The organism is Micromonospora sediminicola (assembly GCF_900089585.1).
Lineage (GTDB): Bacteria > Actinomycetota > Actinomycetes > Mycobacteriales > Micromonosporaceae > Micromonospora > Micromonospora sediminicola.
The window spans coordinates 4,231,282-4,249,109 of sequence record NZ_FLRH01000003.1; the positions used below are offsets into that span (position 1 = coordinate 4,231,282).

General features: G+C 71.9%; 14 protein-coding genes. 8 read left to right on the forward strand and 6 right to left on the reverse strand.

Annotation, left to right across the window (positions count from 1 at the left end):
* Positions 1 to 54: 54 nt before the first annotated feature.
* The 3 genes from GA0070622_RS19450 to GA0070622_RS19460 form a co-directional block, all read right to left on the reverse strand.
* On the reverse strand, positions 55 to 1,644 hold the full coding sequence (locus GA0070622_RS19450; protein ID WP_091574988.1) for a DHA2 family efflux MFS transporter permease subunit: 1,590 nt from the start codon (positions 1,642 to 1,644) through the stop codon (positions 55 to 57).
* 491 nt (positions 1,645 to 2,135) lie between these two features.
* Positions 2,136 to 2,714 carry a DUF305 domain-containing protein gene (locus GA0070622_RS19455; protein ID WP_098745003.1) on the reverse strand — a complete coding sequence of 193 codons (579 nt, stop codon included), beginning with the start codon at positions 2,712 to 2,714 and terminating at the stop codon, positions 2,136 to 2,138.
* Positions 2,715 to 2,950: 236 nt separating this feature from the next.
* Positions 2,951 to 3,703, reverse strand: coding sequence for a lytic polysaccharide monooxygenase (locus GA0070622_RS19460; protein WP_091574995.1), 753 nt, complete (start codon positions 3,701 to 3,703; stop codon positions 2,951 to 2,953).
* A 256-nt stretch (positions 3,704 to 3,959) separates the two neighbouring features.
* Here GA0070622_RS19460 and GA0070622_RS19465 point away from each other — a divergent pair, with 256 nt between their 5' ends.
* The gene (locus tag GA0070622_RS19465; RefSeq protein ID WP_176710509.1) at positions 3,960 to 6,035 is read left to right on the forward strand and encodes a cellulose binding domain-containing protein; all 2,076 of its coding nucleotides are present in this window, start codon (positions 3,960 to 3,962) and stop codon (positions 6,033 to 6,035) included.
* A 7-nt stretch (positions 6,036 to 6,042) separates the two neighbouring features.
* Here GA0070622_RS19465 and GA0070622_RS19470 read toward each other — a convergent pair whose 3' ends face one another.
* Complete coding sequence (locus GA0070622_RS19470) at positions 6,043 to 6,891, reverse strand: phosphatase PAP2 family protein (RefSeq protein WP_091575002.1); 849 nt, start codon at positions 6,889 to 6,891, stop codon at positions 6,043 to 6,045.
* A gap of 73 nt (positions 6,892 to 6,964) precedes the next feature.
* A complete protein-coding gene (locus GA0070622_RS19475; protein WP_091575005.1) occupies positions 6,965 to 8,605 on the reverse strand; it encodes an MDR family MFS transporter in 1,641 nt (546 codons plus the stop codon).
* A 120-nt stretch (positions 8,606 to 8,725) separates the two neighbouring features.
* Between GA0070622_RS19475 and GA0070622_RS19480 the strand changes: the two genes are divergently transcribed.
* From GA0070622_RS19480 to GA0070622_RS19500, 5 genes are all read left to right on the forward strand, one after another.
* Positions 8,726 to 9,316, forward strand: a complete 591-nt coding sequence (locus tag GA0070622_RS19480; protein WP_091575009.1) for a TetR/AcrR family transcriptional regulator — start codon at positions 8,726 to 8,728, stop codon at positions 9,314 to 9,316.
* An 86-nt stretch (positions 9,317 to 9,402) separates the two neighbouring features.
* A complete protein-coding gene (locus GA0070622_RS19485) occupies positions 9,403 to 10,722 on the forward strand; it encodes a low temperature requirement protein A (protein WP_091575012.1) in 1,320 nt (439 codons plus the stop codon).
* 37 nt (positions 10,723 to 10,759) lie between these two features.
* On the forward strand, positions 10,760 to 11,821 hold the full coding sequence (locus GA0070622_RS19490) for an SRPBCC domain-containing protein (protein ID WP_091575015.1): 1,062 nt from the start codon (positions 10,760 to 10,762) through the stop codon (positions 11,819 to 11,821).
* 151 nt (positions 11,822 to 11,972) lie between these two features.
* On the forward strand, positions 11,973 to 13,370 hold the full coding sequence (locus GA0070622_RS19495) for a non-reducing end alpha-L-arabinofuranosidase family hydrolase (protein WP_091575019.1): 1,398 nt from the start codon (positions 11,973 to 11,975) through the stop codon (positions 13,368 to 13,370).
* Positions 13,371 to 13,388: 18 nt separating this feature from the next.
* Positions 13,389 to 15,119 (forward strand): cellulose binding domain-containing protein, encoded by a 1,731-nt coding sequence (locus GA0070622_RS19500; RefSeq protein ID WP_091575022.1) that lies wholly within the window; start codon positions 13,389 to 13,391, stop codon positions 15,117 to 15,119.
* 60 nt (positions 15,120 to 15,179) lie between these two features.
* Here the strand turns inward: GA0070622_RS19500 and GA0070622_RS19505 are convergent, their stop codons facing one another.
* Positions 15,180 to 16,742 (reverse strand): pectate lyase family protein, encoded by a 1,563-nt coding sequence (locus tag GA0070622_RS19505; protein WP_091575024.1) that lies wholly within the window; start codon positions 16,740 to 16,742, stop codon positions 15,180 to 15,182.
* 259 nt (positions 16,743 to 17,001) lie between these two features.
* On the opposite strand from GA0070622_RS19505, the gene GA0070622_RS19510 reads away from it, so the two are divergent.
* Complete coding sequence (locus GA0070622_RS19510) at positions 17,002 to 17,349, forward strand: ArsR/SmtB family transcription factor (RefSeq protein ID WP_091575028.1); 348 nt, start codon at positions 17,002 to 17,004, stop codon at positions 17,347 to 17,349.
* Complete coding sequence (locus GA0070622_RS19515; RefSeq protein ID WP_091575031.1) at positions 17,346 to 17,825, forward strand: SRPBCC family protein; 480 nt, start codon at positions 17,346 to 17,348, stop codon at positions 17,823 to 17,825. The genes GA0070622_RS19510 and GA0070622_RS19515 overlap by 4 nt, the downstream gene beginning before the upstream one ends.
* The last annotated feature ends 3 nt before the right edge of the window (positions 17,826 to 17,828 follow it).

A 17,828-nucleotide genomic window follows, 5' to 3' on the forward strand; every position in this document is an offset into this window, starting at 1 on the left:
TCCGGGGCCGGACGCCGAGGCGTCCGGCCCCGGAGGGACGGGGGTGCGTGCGGATCAGTGGATCGGCACCGGGGTGCGCGGCTGCTCGTCGCCCGCCTCGCCGTCGAGCAGGTGCGACGGCTCGCGGCGGCGGGGCAGGAACGCGGCCGGCACGAAGGTGAGCAGCACCAGGGCGAAGGCGACCCAGAACGTGGTCGCGAACGAGTTGGCCGCGAAGTCGAGGCCGCGCTCGATCATCGACGGCGGCACCGGGAGCTGCTGGGCCAGCTCGGGCTGCTGCTGCACGCCGATGGCGAGCTGCGCCTCGGTGACCGGGGCGCCGGTGCCCGGGTCGGTCACGCCGGGGATGACCCGCGAGCCGTTCAGCTCGCTGGTGAGGATCACCGACATCACCGCCGCGCCCACCGACCCGCCGATCTGCTGGAGGATGTTCACCAGTGTCGAGCCGCGGGCCACCTCGGCGGCGCTCAGGGTCTTCAACGCCGACGTCATGATCGGCATCATGGTGCCGCCCATGCCCAGGCCCATCACGAACAGCGAGCCGCAGAGCAGCAGGTAGGACGTGTCGGTGCCGAGCTGGGTGAAGGTGAAGAACCCGGCCGCGATGAGCACCAGCGCGAACGGCACCGTCCGGCCGACCGGCACCCGGTCGGCGAGCATGCCGGCGATCGGCATGGTCAGCATCGCGCCGAGGCCCTGCGGCGCCATCAGCAGGCCGGCGGTCAGGGTCGACTCGCCACGGATCTGCAGGAAGTAGCTCGGGAACAGCAGGCCCGCGCCCATGAACGCGATGATGAAGACGAACAGCGTCACCGCCGCGAGGGTGAGGTTGCGGTTGCGGAACAGCCGCAGGTCGAGCAGCGGGTGCCGCGGGCGGAACGAGTAGAGCACGAAGGAGACCACGAGCGCGGCGCCGACCAGCATGGGCAGCCAGACCTCGGTGTCGGTGACCGTGCCGGCCTCGGGCAGCGAGGAGACGCCGTAGAGGAACAGCGCCAGACCCGGCGAGAGCATCAGCATGCCGAGGAAGTCGAAGGACTCCGACGGCTCGGGGGCGTCCTTCGGCAGGGCCAGCTGGGCGTAGATCAGCGCGACGACGCCGATCGGCAGGTTGATCAGGAAGATCCAGTGCCAGCTCGCGGTGTCGATCAGCCAGCCGCCGAGGATCGGGCCGCCGATCGGGCCGAGCAGCATCGGGATGCCCAGCACGGCCATCAGCCGGCCGATGCGGTGCGGGCCGGCGGCCCGGGTCATGATCGTCATGCCCAGCGGCATGAGCATGCCGCCGCCGAGCCCCTGGACCACGCGCCAGGCGATCAGCTCGCCGATCGAGTCGGCCGTGGCGCAGAGCCCGGAGCCGATGGTGAACAGCGCCAGCGCCACCATGTAGAGGCGTTTGGTGCCGAAGCGGTCGGCGGCCCAGCCGCTGAGCGGGATCACCGTGGCGAGCGCCAGCGTGTAGCCGGTCATGGTCCACGCCACCCGCGCGTACGAGGCGTCGAACTCGCTCTGGAACGTCGGGATGGCCACGCTGACGACGGTCACGTCGAGGATCGACATGATCGCGCCGAGCACGACGACGCCGGCCACCTTGAGCACCGCGGCGTCGAGTTTGTTCGATGTCGCGACGGGTTGCTGGGTCACAGACAGTCTCCTGGTTCCGGTCCGGTCCGAGGGGTCGCGGCGCCGCGCACGGGGCGTGCGGCGGGCCAGGGTCCGGCGAAAGCCTAGTCACGGCCTGCGACATCGCGCGTCCGGTTTTGCCCAGAGGCGAACTCCCCCACCCCCCGCACCCTCCCGCCGCACCCGGCACCGGCCCCCGCCGAGCCGCTTCCTCCGAGAGAAAGACCCCGATCCGCCCCGTTTCGCCACTCCCCCAACCGCTCCCGCCCGCACCCCCGCCCGCCACCCCCGTGACGAACGTCATGCCCCACCCGGCCCCGGCCCGGCCCGGCTCGGCCCAGCCCGGCCCAGCTCGGCCCGGCCCGGCCCGGCCCAGCTCGGCCCGGCGCAGCTCGGCCCGGCCCAGCTCGGCCCGGCCCGGCCCGGCTCGGCCCGTCGATCTTGGACTTGTGGTCGTTGACAAAGGGCGCATCACCGACATCCGGGGTGCCCCAAGTCCAAGATCGACGAGATCAGCGCCGGGACGCCGGGCGCAGGGTCGCCATGAGGGCCACCTCGGCGGTGCGGGAGCGGTCGATGCGGGCGGCGAGGTCGCGTACCCGAGCACTGGTGCCGGCGGCGACCTGGGCGCGGGCCAGGGCGGCGGCGGTGCGCTGGTGCGCGGCGAGCACGTCGAGCAGCACCCGGTCCACGTCGGCGGCCGAGGCGGCCCGCAGCCGGGCCAGGCCGGCGGCGGCGTCGCTGTGCCCGGTGTGGTCGTGGCGCGCGGCGGCGGCCGCCGCGGACGGGCCGGCCTCGCGCAGCCAGCCGCGCATGGTGGCCAGCTCGTCGGCCTCGGTGGCCCGGACGGCGGAGATCAGGGTGCGGACCTCGGTGTCGGTGACCCGGCCGAGCCCGACGTCGACGATCTCCAGCGTCTGCGCGGTGTGCGCCACCATCATGGCGAGGAAGAGCGCGTCGATGCCGCTGGTCGTGTCGTCCACGGCCGGCGTGGGCCGGGGCGTGGCGGGTGCCGGCGACGAGCCTCCGCAGCCGGCGACGCCCGCGGCGAGCAGGGCGGCCAGCAGGGCGGCGGCGAACGGGCGGCGCATGTCGGTCCTCCGGTCGGGTCGGGTGGTGATTCGCGGACCCGCGATCCGGGCGCCTTGGACGGTCGGACGGGGGCCGGCCGACGCGGGTCTCACGCGCGGCGTCCGGCCGGGCGCCGGACCGCGCCTTTCGACACGCGGGCCGGAACCGCTCCGGCGCGCCGGAGCGGTTCCGGCCCGGCGAGGCGACGCGGAGGCGCGGTCCGGCGCGGCCGTGCGGTCCGGCGCGGCGGCGGTGGTCAGACCTGCTGCCAGAGCGCCGGCACGTTCGGCGGCTCCCATCCGGCGATGGCGGTGTGCGCCTGGCGGCAGCGGTAGCCGCGGCCGTCGTAGGTCACCGTGTCGCCGACCTGGTAGGCCCGGCCGGCGGTCCAGGTGCCGCCCGGCACCGGCGAGCCGGTCGGGGTGGGCGTGGGCGACGGCGTGGCGGTCCGGGTCGGTGACGGCGTCGGCGACGGGGTGGGCGTCGGGTTGCCGCCACCGCCGCCGATCTGCAGGTCGACGCAGGAGTAGAACGCGTTGGCGGTGTCGGCGATGTTCCAGACCGCGAGCAGCTTCTGCCGGCCGGTGAAGCCGCCCAGGTTCACCGTGTGCGACACGGTGGCGTCAGGCTGGCGACCGCCGCCGTCGACCACCGCGACCCGGGTGTTGCCGATCCAGTACTCCCAGTTGGCGGTGGAGTGCCGGGCGGTGTTGACCCAGGTGAACGTCACCGTGCTGCCGACCGAGGTGGCCGGCCAGTTGCGGCTGTCGTCGTTGAGCACCGCGAACTGGGCGATGCCGGCGTGGCAGGTCTTCAGCCCCTTGGGGCCCTCGACGCTCTGCGGCTCGTACCTGATCTGGCCGCAGTCGGGCACCCGGTTCTGCGCGCACAGCGCCTGCCGGCTGGGCGGCGAGGAGACGTAGCCGTGGGCCTGAGCCGGCGCGGCGATCGCCAGGGTCGCGGTCACCGCACCGGTGGTGAGCAGCGGAAGAGTGAGTCTTCGACGCATGGTGGCAACTCCTTCGGGGGGAAGGGAAGATGCCACGAACATAAATTAAACCTTGTTAACAGTAAAGACTCCTGTCTATAAATTAAGCCCTGACGGCTTGAGCGCGCCGCGCGGCCCGTGGAATCCTGATACGTCGATGGCTCACCGCGCGGAGCCGATCACCGTTCCTGGGCATCCGGGCGCCGTCAGGCCCCGGAAGGACGGCACCACCGACCCGGGCACCCACCCGCCGTCCGATCCCACGAAGGACACCCGCATGAGGAGAATCCTGCCGCGCGTGCGCCACTGGACCGCGTACGCGGCCGGTCTGCTGCTCGTCACCACCGCGCTGGCCACCGTCGACCCGCCGGTCGCCGGCGCCGCCGCCGACCCGGTCGCGGTGACCGTCAACGCCCGCGCCGGGCTGGCCACCGTGCCGGACACCGCGCTCGGCGTCAACCACGCCATCTGGGACTCCCAGCTGGGCAGCGCCGAGACGTCCGACCGGCTGAAGGCCGCCGGCGTGAAGATGCTGCGCTACCCCGGCGGCTCGTACGCCGACATCTACCACTGGGAGAACCACACCGCGCCCGGCGGCTACGTCGCGCCGGACACCGACTTCGACACGTTCATGGCGGCGGCCCGGCGCGTCGGCGCCCAGCCGATGATCATCGCGAACTACGGCACCGGCACGCCGGCGGAGGCGGCCGCGTGGGTGCGGTACGCCAACGTCACCAAGGGCTACGGCGCGAGGTGGTGGACCGTCGGCAACGAGAACTACGGCAACGGCCACTACGGATCGGCCTGGGAGGCCGACGACCACCCGGACAAGAGCGCCACCCAGTACGCCCGACTGGTGGTCGAGTACGCCGACGCGATGAAGGCGGTCGACCCGAGCATCAAGGTCGGCGCGGTGCTGACCATGCCCGGCAACTGGCCGGACGGGATCACCGCCGGCGCCGACCCGGGGCCGTGGAACCAGACCGTGCTCTCGATCGCCGGCCCGAAGATCGATTTCGTCGACGTGCACTGGTACCCCGGCGGTACCGCCGCCGAGTCGCTGGCCCGGACCGACCAGCTGCCCGACGCCGCCTGGCTGCTGCGCCAGCAGATCGCCCGGTACGCCGGCCCCGGCGCGGACCGGATCGGGATCAGCCTCACCGAACTGAACGTCGACACCGGCCGCACCACCGCGCCGGGCGCGCTGTTCCTGGCCGACGCCTACAGCGGCCTGCTGGAGCAGGGCGTGTTCACGGTGCAGTGGTGGAACGTGCACAACGGCATCGGCAGCGTCTCCGAGGTGGCCGGGCAGACCGACTACGGCGACTTCGGGCTGCTCTCCAGTGGCGGCTGCACCGCCGACGGCGAGGTGTGCGAGCCGCCGTTCAACACCCCGTTCGCGCCGTACCACGCGCTGTCGATGATGAACCTGTTCGCCCGGGCGGGCGACCAGTTGGTCCGCGCCGGCACCGACCAGCCGCTGGTCACCGCGCACGCGGTGCGCCGGCCGGACGGCAGCCTCGCGGTCCTGCTGGTCAACAAGGACCCGGACACCGCGTACCCGGTGGCGGTGGACTACGCCGGTTTCACCCCGGCGGACGAGGCGCCCACCGTGCACACGCTGACCAACGGCGCGACCGGGGTGAGCACCGGCCGCTCGGGCAGCGCGAGTGCCCGTACGCTGCCGCCGTACTCGCTGACCACGCTCGTGCTGCGACCGGCCTCAGGGTCCGCCGGGCGGCCCGGAGCCCCGGGGCGGCCGACGGCGGGCGCGGTGACCGACCGCGCGGCGACGATCTCGTGGCCGGCGGCGACGCCCGGCGCGGCGCCGATCGCCAAGTACGAGGTGTACCGGCAGCGCGGCGCGGTCAGCGAGCAGCTCGGCGAGACCGCCGGCACCTCGCTGAGCGTGGACAACCTCGAACCGGGCGCCCGCTACACGGTCAACGTCCTGGCCCGGGACACCGCGGGCCGGGTGTCGTGGTCCTCGCCGCCGCTCACCTTCGCCACCGGCAGCCCGGCGGCGAGCGCCTGCGCGGTCCGCTTCCATTCCGACACCGACTGGGGCAACGGCTACGTGGCGACCGTCGAGGTGGTCAACACCGGTCCGGACGTCGTCGACGGCTGGACGCTCACCTGGACCTGGCCCACCGGCTGGCAGCAGGTCAGCAGCGGCTGGAACGGCACCTGGACGCAGACCGGGCGGGACGTCCGGGTGACCTCCACCGCCGACAACCGCCGGCTCGCCGCCGACGGCGGGAGCACCAGCGCCGGATTCGTCGGCGCGTACGGCGGGCCGAACGTGCCGCCGGGCGCGTTCCGCCTCAACGGGACGGTCTGCGCCGTCCGCTGAGACGCGGTCAGATCCGACCGGGTGGCCGCAGCCGCACGTCGGCCGTCGCCGGGACCTTCGTGTTCCGGCGACGGCCGGGGCGGCGCGGCGGTGGGACCACGTGCGGGCGCGACGGGCCGGCGGGCGGGGCCGGGGGCGGGGGCGTCGCGGCGGGCCGGGGCAGCACGGCCAGGATCAGCGCGAGCAGGGCCACCGCGACCACCCCGTCCAGCCAGTAGTGGTTGCCGGTGCCGACGACCACGAACGCGGTGATCAGCGGGTGGGCCAGCCAGAGCCAGCGCCACCGCCCGGCGGTGACCGCCACCAGGGCCAGCGCGACCGCCAGCGACCAGCCCACGTGCAGCGACGGCATGGCCGCGTACTGGTTGCTGAGCTGGTCGGTGTCGGGTGGCCCGTAGACGGTCGGGCCGAACCGGCGGCCGGTGTCCACCAGGCCGGTGAGCGTGGTCAGCCGCGGCGGCGCGAGCGGCACGCAGACGTGCAGCACCAGCGCCGCGGCGGTCAGCGCGGCGAGGGCCCGCCGCAGCCGCAGGTAGTGGGCCGGCCGACGTAGGTAGAGCCAGAGCAGGCAGAGCACCGTGGCCGGGAAGTGCACGTAGGCGTAGTAGGAGTTGGCCAGGCGGACCGGCAGCTCGTGCAGCAGCAGCGGCGCCTGCACGACGGCCTCGTCGGGCAGGTGCAGCAGTCGCTCCAGCCACCAGATCCGCTCGCCGTTGGCCCGCGCGGCGGCGGCGTGCCCGGCCACCAGCTGCCGGCCCGCCTTGTAGGCGAGGAAGAGCACGGCGACCAGCGTCAGCTCGCGGGCCGCCCGACGCAGGGCGGCGGCCCGCGCGGGCGCGGTCGACGGGACGTCCACGGCTCCTCCTTCGGTGCCCTGCGGCACGGGCCAGGGCCGCCGCCGGGGTCGGCGACGGCCCTGGGTTGCGGGCTCAGCGACGGGCGCGTTCCTCCCGGCCGCCCGGCTCGATGCTCACCTCGTCGAAGGCGGGCGCACCGTCGACCGCGTCCGCGCCCACCGCCACGGTGCGGCCGGTGTCCGGCAGGTCGAGGCTGGAGCGAAGGGTAACCGGGCGCAGCAACAGCGCCGCCACGACGCCGACGACCGCGATGGCGGCCGAGATGAGGAAGATGTGCCCGGTCGCGTCCCCGTAGGCGGCCCGGACGATCTGCCGTACCGGCTCGGGCAGCGCGTCGAGGTTGAGCGTGCTGCCGCCGCCCCCGCCGGTGGTGGGGATGCCGGCGGCGGCGAGGTCGTGGGTGATCCGGTCGCTGACCCGCCGGGCCAGCACCGCGCCGAGCACCGACACGCCGATGGTGCCGCCGAGCGAGCGGAAGAAGGCGACGCTGGCGCTGGCCGCGCCGATGTCGGAGAGCGCGACGGTGTTCTGCACCGCGAGCACCAGGTTCTGCATGGTCATGCCGACCCCGACGCCGACGACGAACATGGCGACCCCGACCAGGACCAGCGAGGTCTCGTGGTCGACGGTGCCGAGCAGCGCGAAGCCGGCGACCAGCACGATCGAGCCGAAGACGATGTACGGCTTGATCCGACCGGACGTGGTGATCATCCGTCCGGCCACGATCGAGGAGATCAGCACGCCGGCCATCATCGGGATGGTGAGCAGGCCGGCCTCGGTCGGGCTGTAGCCGCGGCCGATCTGGAAGTACTGACCGAGGAAGACCGCGCCGCCGAACATCGCCATGCCGACCGCGAGGCTGCCGAGGATGGCCAGGGCGGTGGTGCGCTCGCGGACGATGTGCAGCGGCACCACCGGCTCGGCGGCCCGCGACTCCACCCACACGGCCAGCGCGAGCAGCAGCGCCGCCCCGCCGACCATGGCGCCGGTCTGCCAGGAGAGCCAGGCGAACGAGTCGTCGACGAAGGAGATCCAGATCAGCAGCACGCTGACCCCGGCCGCGATGAGGGTGGCGCCCAGGTAGTCGATCTTCACGTTCCGCCGGCGCACGGTGGGCAGGTTCAGGGTGACCTGGAGCAGGAACAGCGCGATGATCGCGACCGGCACGCCGACGAAGAAGCACCAGCGCCAGCCGAGCCAGGAGGTGTCGACGATGAGGCCGCCGAGCAGCGGCCCGCCGACCGTGGCGAGCGCCATCACGCCACCGAGGTAGCCGTTGTAGCGGCCCCGCTCGCGCGGCGGGATCATCGCCGCGATGGCGACCTGGACCAGCGCCTGAAGTCCGCCGACGCCGATGCCCTGGAAGGCGCGGGCGGCGATGAGCTGCCCGGCGCTCTGCGCGAAGCCGGCGGCGACCGAGCCGGCCAGGAAGACCACGATGGCGACCTGGATCAGCAGCTTCTTGTTGAACAGGTCGGCGAGCTTGCCCCAGATCGGGGTGGTCGCGGTGGCGGTGAGCAGGGTGGCGGTGACCACCCAGGTGTACTGGGTCTGCGAGCCGTTGAGCGCTCCGATGATCTTCGGCAGGGCGGTGGAGACCACGGTGCTGCTCAGCATGGCCACGAAGAGCACCAGCAGCAGCCCGCTGAGTGCCTCCAGCGTCTGCCGCCGGCTCATGGGCGCGGCCTCGGCCGTCGCGGTGGGTGCGCTCATCGCGCGTCCTCCAGGTGTGTCGATTCGGGGGGCCGCTTCGTTGCCTCAAGCAATCATCAACAAATCTTGCCCAACAGGCAACTTTGCCCATTGAGAAAAGGATCACGTACGCTGGCCGCCATGGACGAGTGCACCGGGCTGCGCGAGCGCAAGAAGGCGGCGACCCGCCTGGCGCTGCACGAGGCGGCCCTGCGCCTGGCCGTCGAGCACGGCCCGGACCGGGTCACGGTCGAGGCCATCGCCGACGCGGCCAACGTCTCCCGGCGCACGTTCTCCAACTACTTCTCCGGCAAGGAGGAGGCGCTCTTCCACGGCGACACGCTGCGACTGCGCCGGCTGCTCGAACTGGTCGCGCGGCAGCCGACCGACCTGCCGCCCTGGCGGGCGCTGACCGAGGCCGCCCTGGCCCAGGCGGACGAGGGCTACGACGATCCGGCCGAGCCGTGGCTGAGCCGCCGACGGCTGCTGCACGGGCATCCGAGCCTGGTCGCCCACCAGGTCGGCGCGTACGCGGCGATCGAGCGGGAGCTGTCCGCGGAGATCGCCCGCCGGCTCACCGGTCCGGACGCGCCGCTGCGGGCCCGGGTCCTGGGCGCCACGTTCCTGGCCACCCTGCGCGTCGCCGCCCAGCAGTGGATCGAGCACCCGGACGAACCGCTGCGCGCCGTGCTGTCCACCGTCCTCGCCCACGCCACCCCGGCGACCGGCTGAGCCACGCCCCAGCCGCCCCGGTGGCGGACGAGGGAATGCGTGGCGATTCCGGCACGCCGTCTGACCTGCGCTGACACACTCGGCCGGTGGGTGGCGGCGACCGGTGGCGCAAGGGGCTCGGGCCCGCGGCCCGCGTCGCCCCGGCCACCCGGGTGGACAAGTTCGAGATCTTCTTCGACCTCGTCTTCGTCGTGTCCTTCTTCATCATCACGCGCGCCACCGCGGCGAACGTGACCGTGCGGGAACTGCTGCACGCGCTGCTGGTACTCGCCGTGCTCTGGTGGTGCTGGGTGGTGCACAGCGCGGTCGCCGCCCGGCTGCGTCTGGGCGAGGGCTTCGTGCCGATCCTCATGGTGATCGGCATGGTCGCGTTGTTCACGTTCGCGCTGGCGCTGCCCCAGACCTTCGGCGACCTGCGTCAGGGCAGCGCCGGCCCGATGCTGGTGACGGTCAGCTACGTGGTGATCCGGATCGTGCACACGGCGCTCTACTGGTACGCCACCCGGGGCGACCCACCGGCGCGGCGCAAGGTGTGGGTGTTCGCGCCGGAGGTGCTGCTCTCGACCTCCCTGCTGCTGGTGGCAGCGCTGCTGCCGCCGCGGGTCGACCCGGAGGTCGGACCCTGGCTGCGCGACGGACTCTGGATCGCGGTCGTGGTCATCCAGTACAGCAGCGGCCTGCTGGCCGGCACCGACGGCTGGAAGATCACCTCCGCCGAGCACTGGACCGAGCGGTACGACCTGATCCTGATCATCGCGCTGGGTGAGTCGGTCATCTCGGTCGGTGTCGGCGGCAACCTGCTCGGCAAGGCGGTGACCTGGCCGGCCATCCCGGCGGCGATCTTCGGGATCCTGTTCGTCGCGGCGCTCTGGTGGGCGCACTTCGACATGATCGGGCCGGCCGCCCGGATCGCGTTGCACGCGGCGCAGGGCCACCCCCGGGTGGCGATGGCCCGCGACGCGTACGCCTACCTCTACCTGCCCATGATCGCCGGGGTGATCCTGTTCGCGATCGGCGCCGAGGAGCTGGTGCGGACCGTCACCGACCCGGTGGGCGGCAGCATGGAGCGGGGTCACGGGCCGGCGGTGCCGCTGCTCTTCGGCGGGGTGATGATCTACTTCGCCGCGAACATGGCGTTCCAGTGGCGCACGCTGCGGACCCTGTCCTGGACCCGGGTCGGCGCGCTGGCCGCGCTCGCGGTCGCGCTGCCCTTCGGTCGGCACCTGCCGGCACTGGGGGCGCTGGGTCTGCTCACCGTGATCTGCGTGGCCCTGGTCGCGGTCGAACTGGTGGTGTTCGCCGACGCCCGGGCCGCGCTGCGGCGCACGGTCCACCAGGAGAAGATCAGCGCGGAGGAGAGCGAGGCCGCCTGGCGGGCGCGCTGGCACGACGGCAGGTCGGAGTGACCTGACACGTTCTTGACTCAGGCCCTAGAGTCTCCGCGTGATCGAGATCGCCACCGAGGTCGACCTGTTCCACCCGCCCGCCCGGATCTGGCGGGCGCTGACGGAACAGGCGCTGCTGGCCAAGTGGTTCGTCGAGAGCACCCCGCAGGCCGACCGCTGGGTGCTGGCGTCCGCGGCGCTGCCCGGTTACGACGCCGACACCGAGGTGGAGGTGGTCGAGCTGCGGACCCCGGAACGGCTGGTGGTCCGCTGCCGGGAGGCCGACCGGGCCACCCGCCTGGCCTGCGATCTGACCGCCACCGCGCACGGCACCCGCCTCTCCGTGCGCGAGGTGCTGGAGGAGGGCGACTGGGACGCCGACGCCCGCGCCGAGCAGCACGAGCAGGCGCTGACCGGGCGTCTGCCGGCGATCCTCGACTGGCTCGCCTTTCAGGCTGTCGACCTGCGCCGGGCCGAGGGCGGGCTGACCGCCGAGCTGCCGGTGGTCCGGCTGCTGGGCGAGGCGTCGGGCCGGTCCCGGCGACGTCGCACGCTGGTGGCCGCCGGCGTGGTGACGGTGCTCGCCGGCGTCGCCGGGGCGGTGCTGTGGGCGGTGCGGCCCACGCCTCCCGCGCCGGCCGCGCCCGCGGTGTCCGCGCCGCCGCTGGTCATGCCCTCCCCCACCGCCGCCGCCGCGCGCCCCACGAGCGCCCGACCCACGCCGAGCGCCAGCCGCCGGAGTCCCTCACCGTCGCCGTCCGCGTCCCGCTCCCCCAGCCGTACGCCGAGCCCTGCGCCACCGGCCGTGATCCCGCTGACCGCGACGTACGAGACGGTCAACGACCGGGTCTTCGGCTACCGGGGCGAGGTGGTGCTGGCCAACCCCGGCCCGACGGCCCGGCCGCAGTGGACGGTGACCGTGGCGCTCGGCGACGGCGCCACGCTGGGCTCGGTCAGCGGTGCCGAGGCGGCGCAGGACGGCGCCGTGGTCACGTTCACCGGCGACGCGCTGCCGGCCGGCGGTTCGACCACCATCCGCTTCGACGTCCGCGATCCCGACCCTCTGCACGACGGCCCGGAGAGCTGCGCGGTTGACACCACCCCCTGCGCCACCTCCTGACCGCACGCATCGATCGACGTCATGTCATCGACGTTCACCCATTGAGCCGATGGGAGCGCTCCCGTAGCATGGGCGAACGCGGCTGTTAACGCTCACAACACAATTACCCCGACGAATGCGTGGAGCCGCCACCACCACAGGAGGGTCCATCATGCCCCGATCGAGAACGGTCAATGCCGCAGTGGCGTCAGCCGGCGCCGTGCTGCTCGCGTCCACGGGAATCGCCGTGGCACTGCCGGCCGGCGCGGCCGCCGCCGGCTGCTCCGTGGCCTACACCGTCCCGTCCCAGTGGCAGGGCGGCTTCGGCGCCAACGTCACCATCACCAACCTCGGCGACCCCGTGTCGAGCTGGACGCTCACCTGGTCCTACGCCGCCGGCCAGACCGTCACCCAGGCCTGGAACGCCACCGTCACCCAGAACGGCGCCGCCGTCACCGCCCGCAACGTCGCCTACAACGGCTCCATCCCCACCAACGGCACCACCTCGTTCGGCTTCAACGGCGCCTGGACCAGCAGCAACCCCACCCCCACCAGCTTCGCCCTCAACGGCGTCACCTGCACCGGCGGCACCACCACCCCGACCACATCACCCACCACCTCGCCGACCGCCTCGCCGACGCCGACGACGACGCCACCCGGCACGTGCAACCTGCCGTCGAGTTACCGCTGGAGTTCGACCGGTCCGTTGGCGAACCCGCGGTCGGGTTGGGTGTCGTTGAAGGACTTCACGGTCGCTCCGTACAACGGTCGGCATCTGGTCTACGCGACGACGCACGACTACGGGTCGTCGTGGGGGTCGATGAACTTCGGGTTGTTCAGCAACTGGTCGGAGATGGCCTCGGCGAGTCAGAACGCCATGTCGCAGGGCACCGTCGCGCCGACGTTGTTCTACTTCGCTCCGCGCAGCATCTGGGTCCTGGCCTACCAGTGGGGTCCGACCGCGTTCTCCTACAAGACCTCGAGCGACCCGACCAACCCCAACGGCTGGTCGTCGGCGCAGCCGCTGTTCACCGGCAGCATCTCCGGCTCCGGCACCGGCCCGATCGACCAGACGCTGATCGCCGACGAGCAGAACATGTACCTGTTCTTCGCCGGTGACAACGGCAAGATCTACCGGGCCAGCATGCCGATCGGGAACTTCCCCGGCAGCTTCGGCTCGACCTACACCACGATCATGAGCGACTCGACGAACAACCTCTTCGAAGCCGTCCAGGTCTACAAACTGCAGGGCCAGACCCGCTACCTGATGATCGTCGAGGCGATCGGGGCGCAGGGCCGCTACTTCCGCTCCTTCACCGCGACCAGCCTCAACGGCTCCTGGACCCCGCAGGCGGCGACCGAGAGCAACCCGTTCGCCGGCAAGGCCAACAGCGGCGCCACCTGGACCAACGACATCAGCCACGGCGAGCTGATCCGTACCAGCGCCGACCAGACCTTCACCGTCGACCCCTGCAACCTGCAACTGCTCTACCAGGGCCGCGCCACCAACTCCGGCGGCGACTACGGCCTGCTGCCCTACCGCCCCGGCCTGCTCACCCTCCAACGCTGACGGTTCGGGAGAGATCCGATGAGAAGACTCAGCGCACCTCGTACCGCACTGGTCACGGCCGGGACCGTCCTACTGGCGTCGGCCGCCGCGGCGGTGGCGGTGCCGGCCGGGGCGGCAGCCGCCGGCTGTTCCGTGACCTACGCCGTGTCCTCGCAGTGGCAGGGCGGCTTCGGCGCCAACGTCACCATCACCAACCTCGGCGACCCCGTGTCGAGCTGGACGCTCACCTGGTCCTACGCCGCCGGCCAGACCGTCACCCAGGCCTGGAACGCCACCGTCACCCAGAACGGCGCCGCCGTCACCGCCCGCAACGTCGCCTACAACGGCTCCATCCCCACCAACGGCACCACCTCGTTCGGCTTCAACGGCGCCTGGACCAGCAGCAACCCCACCCCCACCACCTTCGCCCTCAACGGCGTCACCTGCACCGGCGGCACCACCACCCCGACCACATCACCCACCACCTCACCCCCGCCGTCGCCGACGCCGACGTCGTCGCCGTCCACGCCGCCGCCGGGCGGGCCGGCGGACATCACGGTGAACACCGGCACGACCTACCAGACGGTCGACGGGTTCGGGGCGGCGGTGTCGATCTGGGGCGGCGCCTGGTCCACGGCCGAGACGCAGACGCTGGTCGGGCTCGGCCCCAACCAGCTCGGTCTGTCCATCGTGCGCACCGGGCTCTCGCCGGTGTCCAGCGAGTGGGCGACGCAGGTGAGCGCGCTGAGGACGGCCAAGTCGTACGGGTCGAACGTGAAGATCATGGCGTCGCCGTGGACGGCGCCGGCGGCCTGGAAGACGAACAACAGCCGGATCAACGGCGGCAAGCTGAGGCCCGAGTACTACGACGACTACGCCAACCACCTCAACAGCTACGTGCAGTACATGCGCAACCAGGGCGTGACGATCGACGTCACCTCGGTGCAGAACGAGCCGGACTGGCACCCGGACTACGACTCGATGGACTGGAGTGGCACCGAACTCCAGACGTTCGTCCGGGAGCAGGGCGCCAAGGTGCAGAACACCAAGCTGATGGTCGCCGAGGCGGTGAACCTCAACTACGGCTACACCGACCCGACGCTCAACGACGCGGCGGCCCGCAACAACATCGGCTACATCGGCGGCCACCTCTACGGCACCGAGGCCGCCGGCCGGCTGAAGCCCTACCCGCTGGCGCAGCAGTACCAGAAGCCGGTCTGGATGACCGAGTGGAACCTGCACGAGGCCGACGGCGGCGGCTCGAACATCTGGGGCAACCCGGCCAACGCCACGGTCTGGAACGAGACGCTGGACGACATCATGCGCACCGTGCACAGGTCGATGGAGTCCAACTGGAGCGCCTACGTCTGGTGGTACGGCAAGCGCTACTACTCGTTCATCGGTGACGGCGAGTCCGCGTACGGCACGGTGGCCGGCGCGCCGCTCAAGCGGGGGTACGCGTTCGCCCAGTACGCCAAGTACGTGCGCCCCGGCTACCAGCGGGTGGGCCTGACCAAGAGTTCCAAGGCGTCGCCCCTGGAGGTGACCGCCTACTCCGGCGACGGGAAGGTGACCCTGGTGATCCTCAACCGGTCCACCAGCGCGGTGAACAACGCGGTCGTCCAGGCGCCGCAGAACGTCAGCCGCGCCGAGTACGTGGCCACGTCGCAGAACGCCAGCGCGGCGAGCCAGCCGGTCGGCGTGAACGGCAACCAGGTCACGGTGAACGTCGGCGCGCGGAGCATCTCCACCGTCGTGCTCACCCTCTGACAGGGGACAGGACAAAGGGCGGGGGCGGCCGGATCGGCCGCCCCCGCTCGTCGCGCCGGACTAACTGGCGTACGTCTCGAACTCGCCGACTCTCGGCGTACCGCCGGAGCTGTTGATCCTGAAGTTGATCTTCTTCAGTGAGGTCGCGCCGAAGGTGATCTGGCCGGCCCCGCTGCCGGAGGCGAGCACCGCGCCGGTGTCGTTGTTGACCAGCTGCCACGACCCGATCGAACCCGAGGTGCCGGACGGCTCACGGATGACCACGCGGGACACCGTGGTGGCCGAGCCCCACTTGATCGAGACGGTGCCGGTCGACCCGGCCGGCGACCAGTACGTGCCGAGGTTGCCGTCGCGGACGTTGCCGTAGCTGGTGCCGTCGGCCTTGCTGGACCCGTCGGCGCCGGCGCCGGAGGCGAGGCTCAGGTTCGTTCCGCCGCTCGGGGGCGGGGTGGTCGTCGGCGGCGGGGTCGTCGGCGCGGGCGTGGTCGGGGCCGGGGTGGTCGGCGTCGGCGTCTGCGGCGAGCAACTGCCGTTCGACACCTTCAGGCCGGTGTTGGCGCCGGCCGTCTGCCGGACGATGTCCGGCACGCAGCTCGCCCCGTCGAGACGGTACGAGTAGGGGATGCCGACCGTGGTGGTGGACGTCGGGTTCGGCCCCGCCGGGTAGTTCTCGTTGCCGGTGGCCGACCAGGTCACGTTGTCGAAGATGTTGCCGGCGACCTGCCAGCTGCCGCGCTCGTTGGTGTAGAACGTGCCCAGGACGTCCTTGGAGTTGCGGAAGTAGTTGTTCTCCACCTTCGCCCGGGCCCCGGCGCGGGAGTTGATGCCGGACTCGCGCAGGCCGGTGTAGTGGTTGTTGAACATGTGGGCGACGCCGCCGCGCAGCAACGGCGTACGGGAGTCGATGTTCTCGTAGAGGTTGTGCTCGAACGTGACGAAGCCGTTCGAGCGGTCGCTCTCGCTCGACCCGATGAGACCGCCGCGGCCGGAGTTGCGCAGGATGCTGTAGGACAACGTCACGTACTGGGTGTCGTCCTTCATGTCGAACAGGCCGTCGTAGCCCTCCGACTCCCCGCCCGACGCCTCCAGCGTGACGTGGTCGACCCAGACGTTGCGGACCGTGCTCTCCATGCCGATGGCGTCACCACCGTTGGAGGTGGGCGATCCCGACTTCTTGACGTTCCGCACCGTCACGTTCTGGATGATGATGTTGCGGGAGTCGCGGATGTGGATGCCGAGCTGGTCGAAGACGGCGCCGCTGCCCACCCCGACGATGGTGACGTTGCTGATCTGCTTCAGCTCGATCACGCCGTCGGCGGTGTTGCAGCTCGACCCGGACACCTTGCTGGTGTTGCCGTGGTTGATCGTTCCGGTGACCTCGATGACGATCGGGGTGCTGCTGCTGGCCCGGCCGCACAGCGCCGCGTGGATCGCGGTGCCCGTGGTGGCGCGGACGGTCTGGCCTCCCGCGCCGCCGGTCGTGCCACCGTTCTGGGTGGCGTAGCCGGTGGCGGCGCCGACCGCCGCCGACGCCTGCGGGCTCGGCAGGGCCACGGCGACGGCGATCCCGACGATCGCCGTCGCCAGTGTCGCGTGGAGTCGCAGCGCGACTGGTCTTCTCATGTCGCCTCTTCTCGTTTCGAGCATGCGGGAATTGCCGCGCAACGGCGGCATTCAGGGAAAGGAAACAATGGGAGCCGCGACGCGATCAGGCGCGTCGCCGGCGGCTGTCGTTCATCTGCGATGCCCGGCTCGCCTATGAAACATCGATGTAACGCGATCGTATGAAAGCGCTTTCGCCGAGGGCAAGAGATATCGTTTGCAGGTTTTTTGCACCGCGTGCTCCGGGGGTGGACCCGCGGCGAACCACTTGACGAGCCCGATGGTAAGTCGTAGCTTACCGTTCGTGGTGACTTACCGGGTGGAGGACGGGTGGGACGCCCTGGGCGACCCGACCCGGCGGGCGATCGTCGCGTGCCTCGCGGAGCGACCGAAGGCGGTCGGCGAACTGGCCGCGCTGCTGCCGGTCAGCCGGCCGGCCGTGTCGCAGCACCTGCGGGTACTGAAGGACGCCGGTCTGGTGACCGACCAGACGGCGGGCACGCGGCGCGTCTACCGGCTCAATCCCGCGGGCGTGGCCGCGTTACGGGATCAGCTCGACACCTACTGGAGTCGGGCGTTGGAGGGCTTCCGGGACGCCGTCGAGCGTCCCGACGAGGAGGAATCATGAGTGGCACGGATGCGGTGGTGCGGCGGCAGATCGTGGTCCACGCGCCGGTCGAGCGGGCGTTCGCGATCTTCACGGAACGGTTCGGTGACATCAAGCCGAAGGAGCACAACCTGCTGGGGTCGCCGATCGTGGAGACCGTGTTCGAACCGAAGGTCGGTGGACACATCTACGACCGCGGCGAGGACGGCAGCGCGTGCGCCTGGGCCCGGGTCCTCGTCTTCGAGCCGCCGGACCGGGTCGTGTTCAGCTGGGACATCGGTCCGACGTGGCAGGTCGACCAGGATCCGGACCACGCCAGCGAGGTCGAGATCCGGTTCGTCGCCGAGACGCCGCAGCGGACCCGGGTCGAGTTGGAGCACCGCAACCTGGACCGGCACGGTCCGGGCTGGGAGTCGGTTCGCGACGGCGTCGCCGACGACCGGGGCTGGCCGCTCTACCTGGACCGCTACGCCGGCCTGTGCACCGAGGTCGGATAGCCT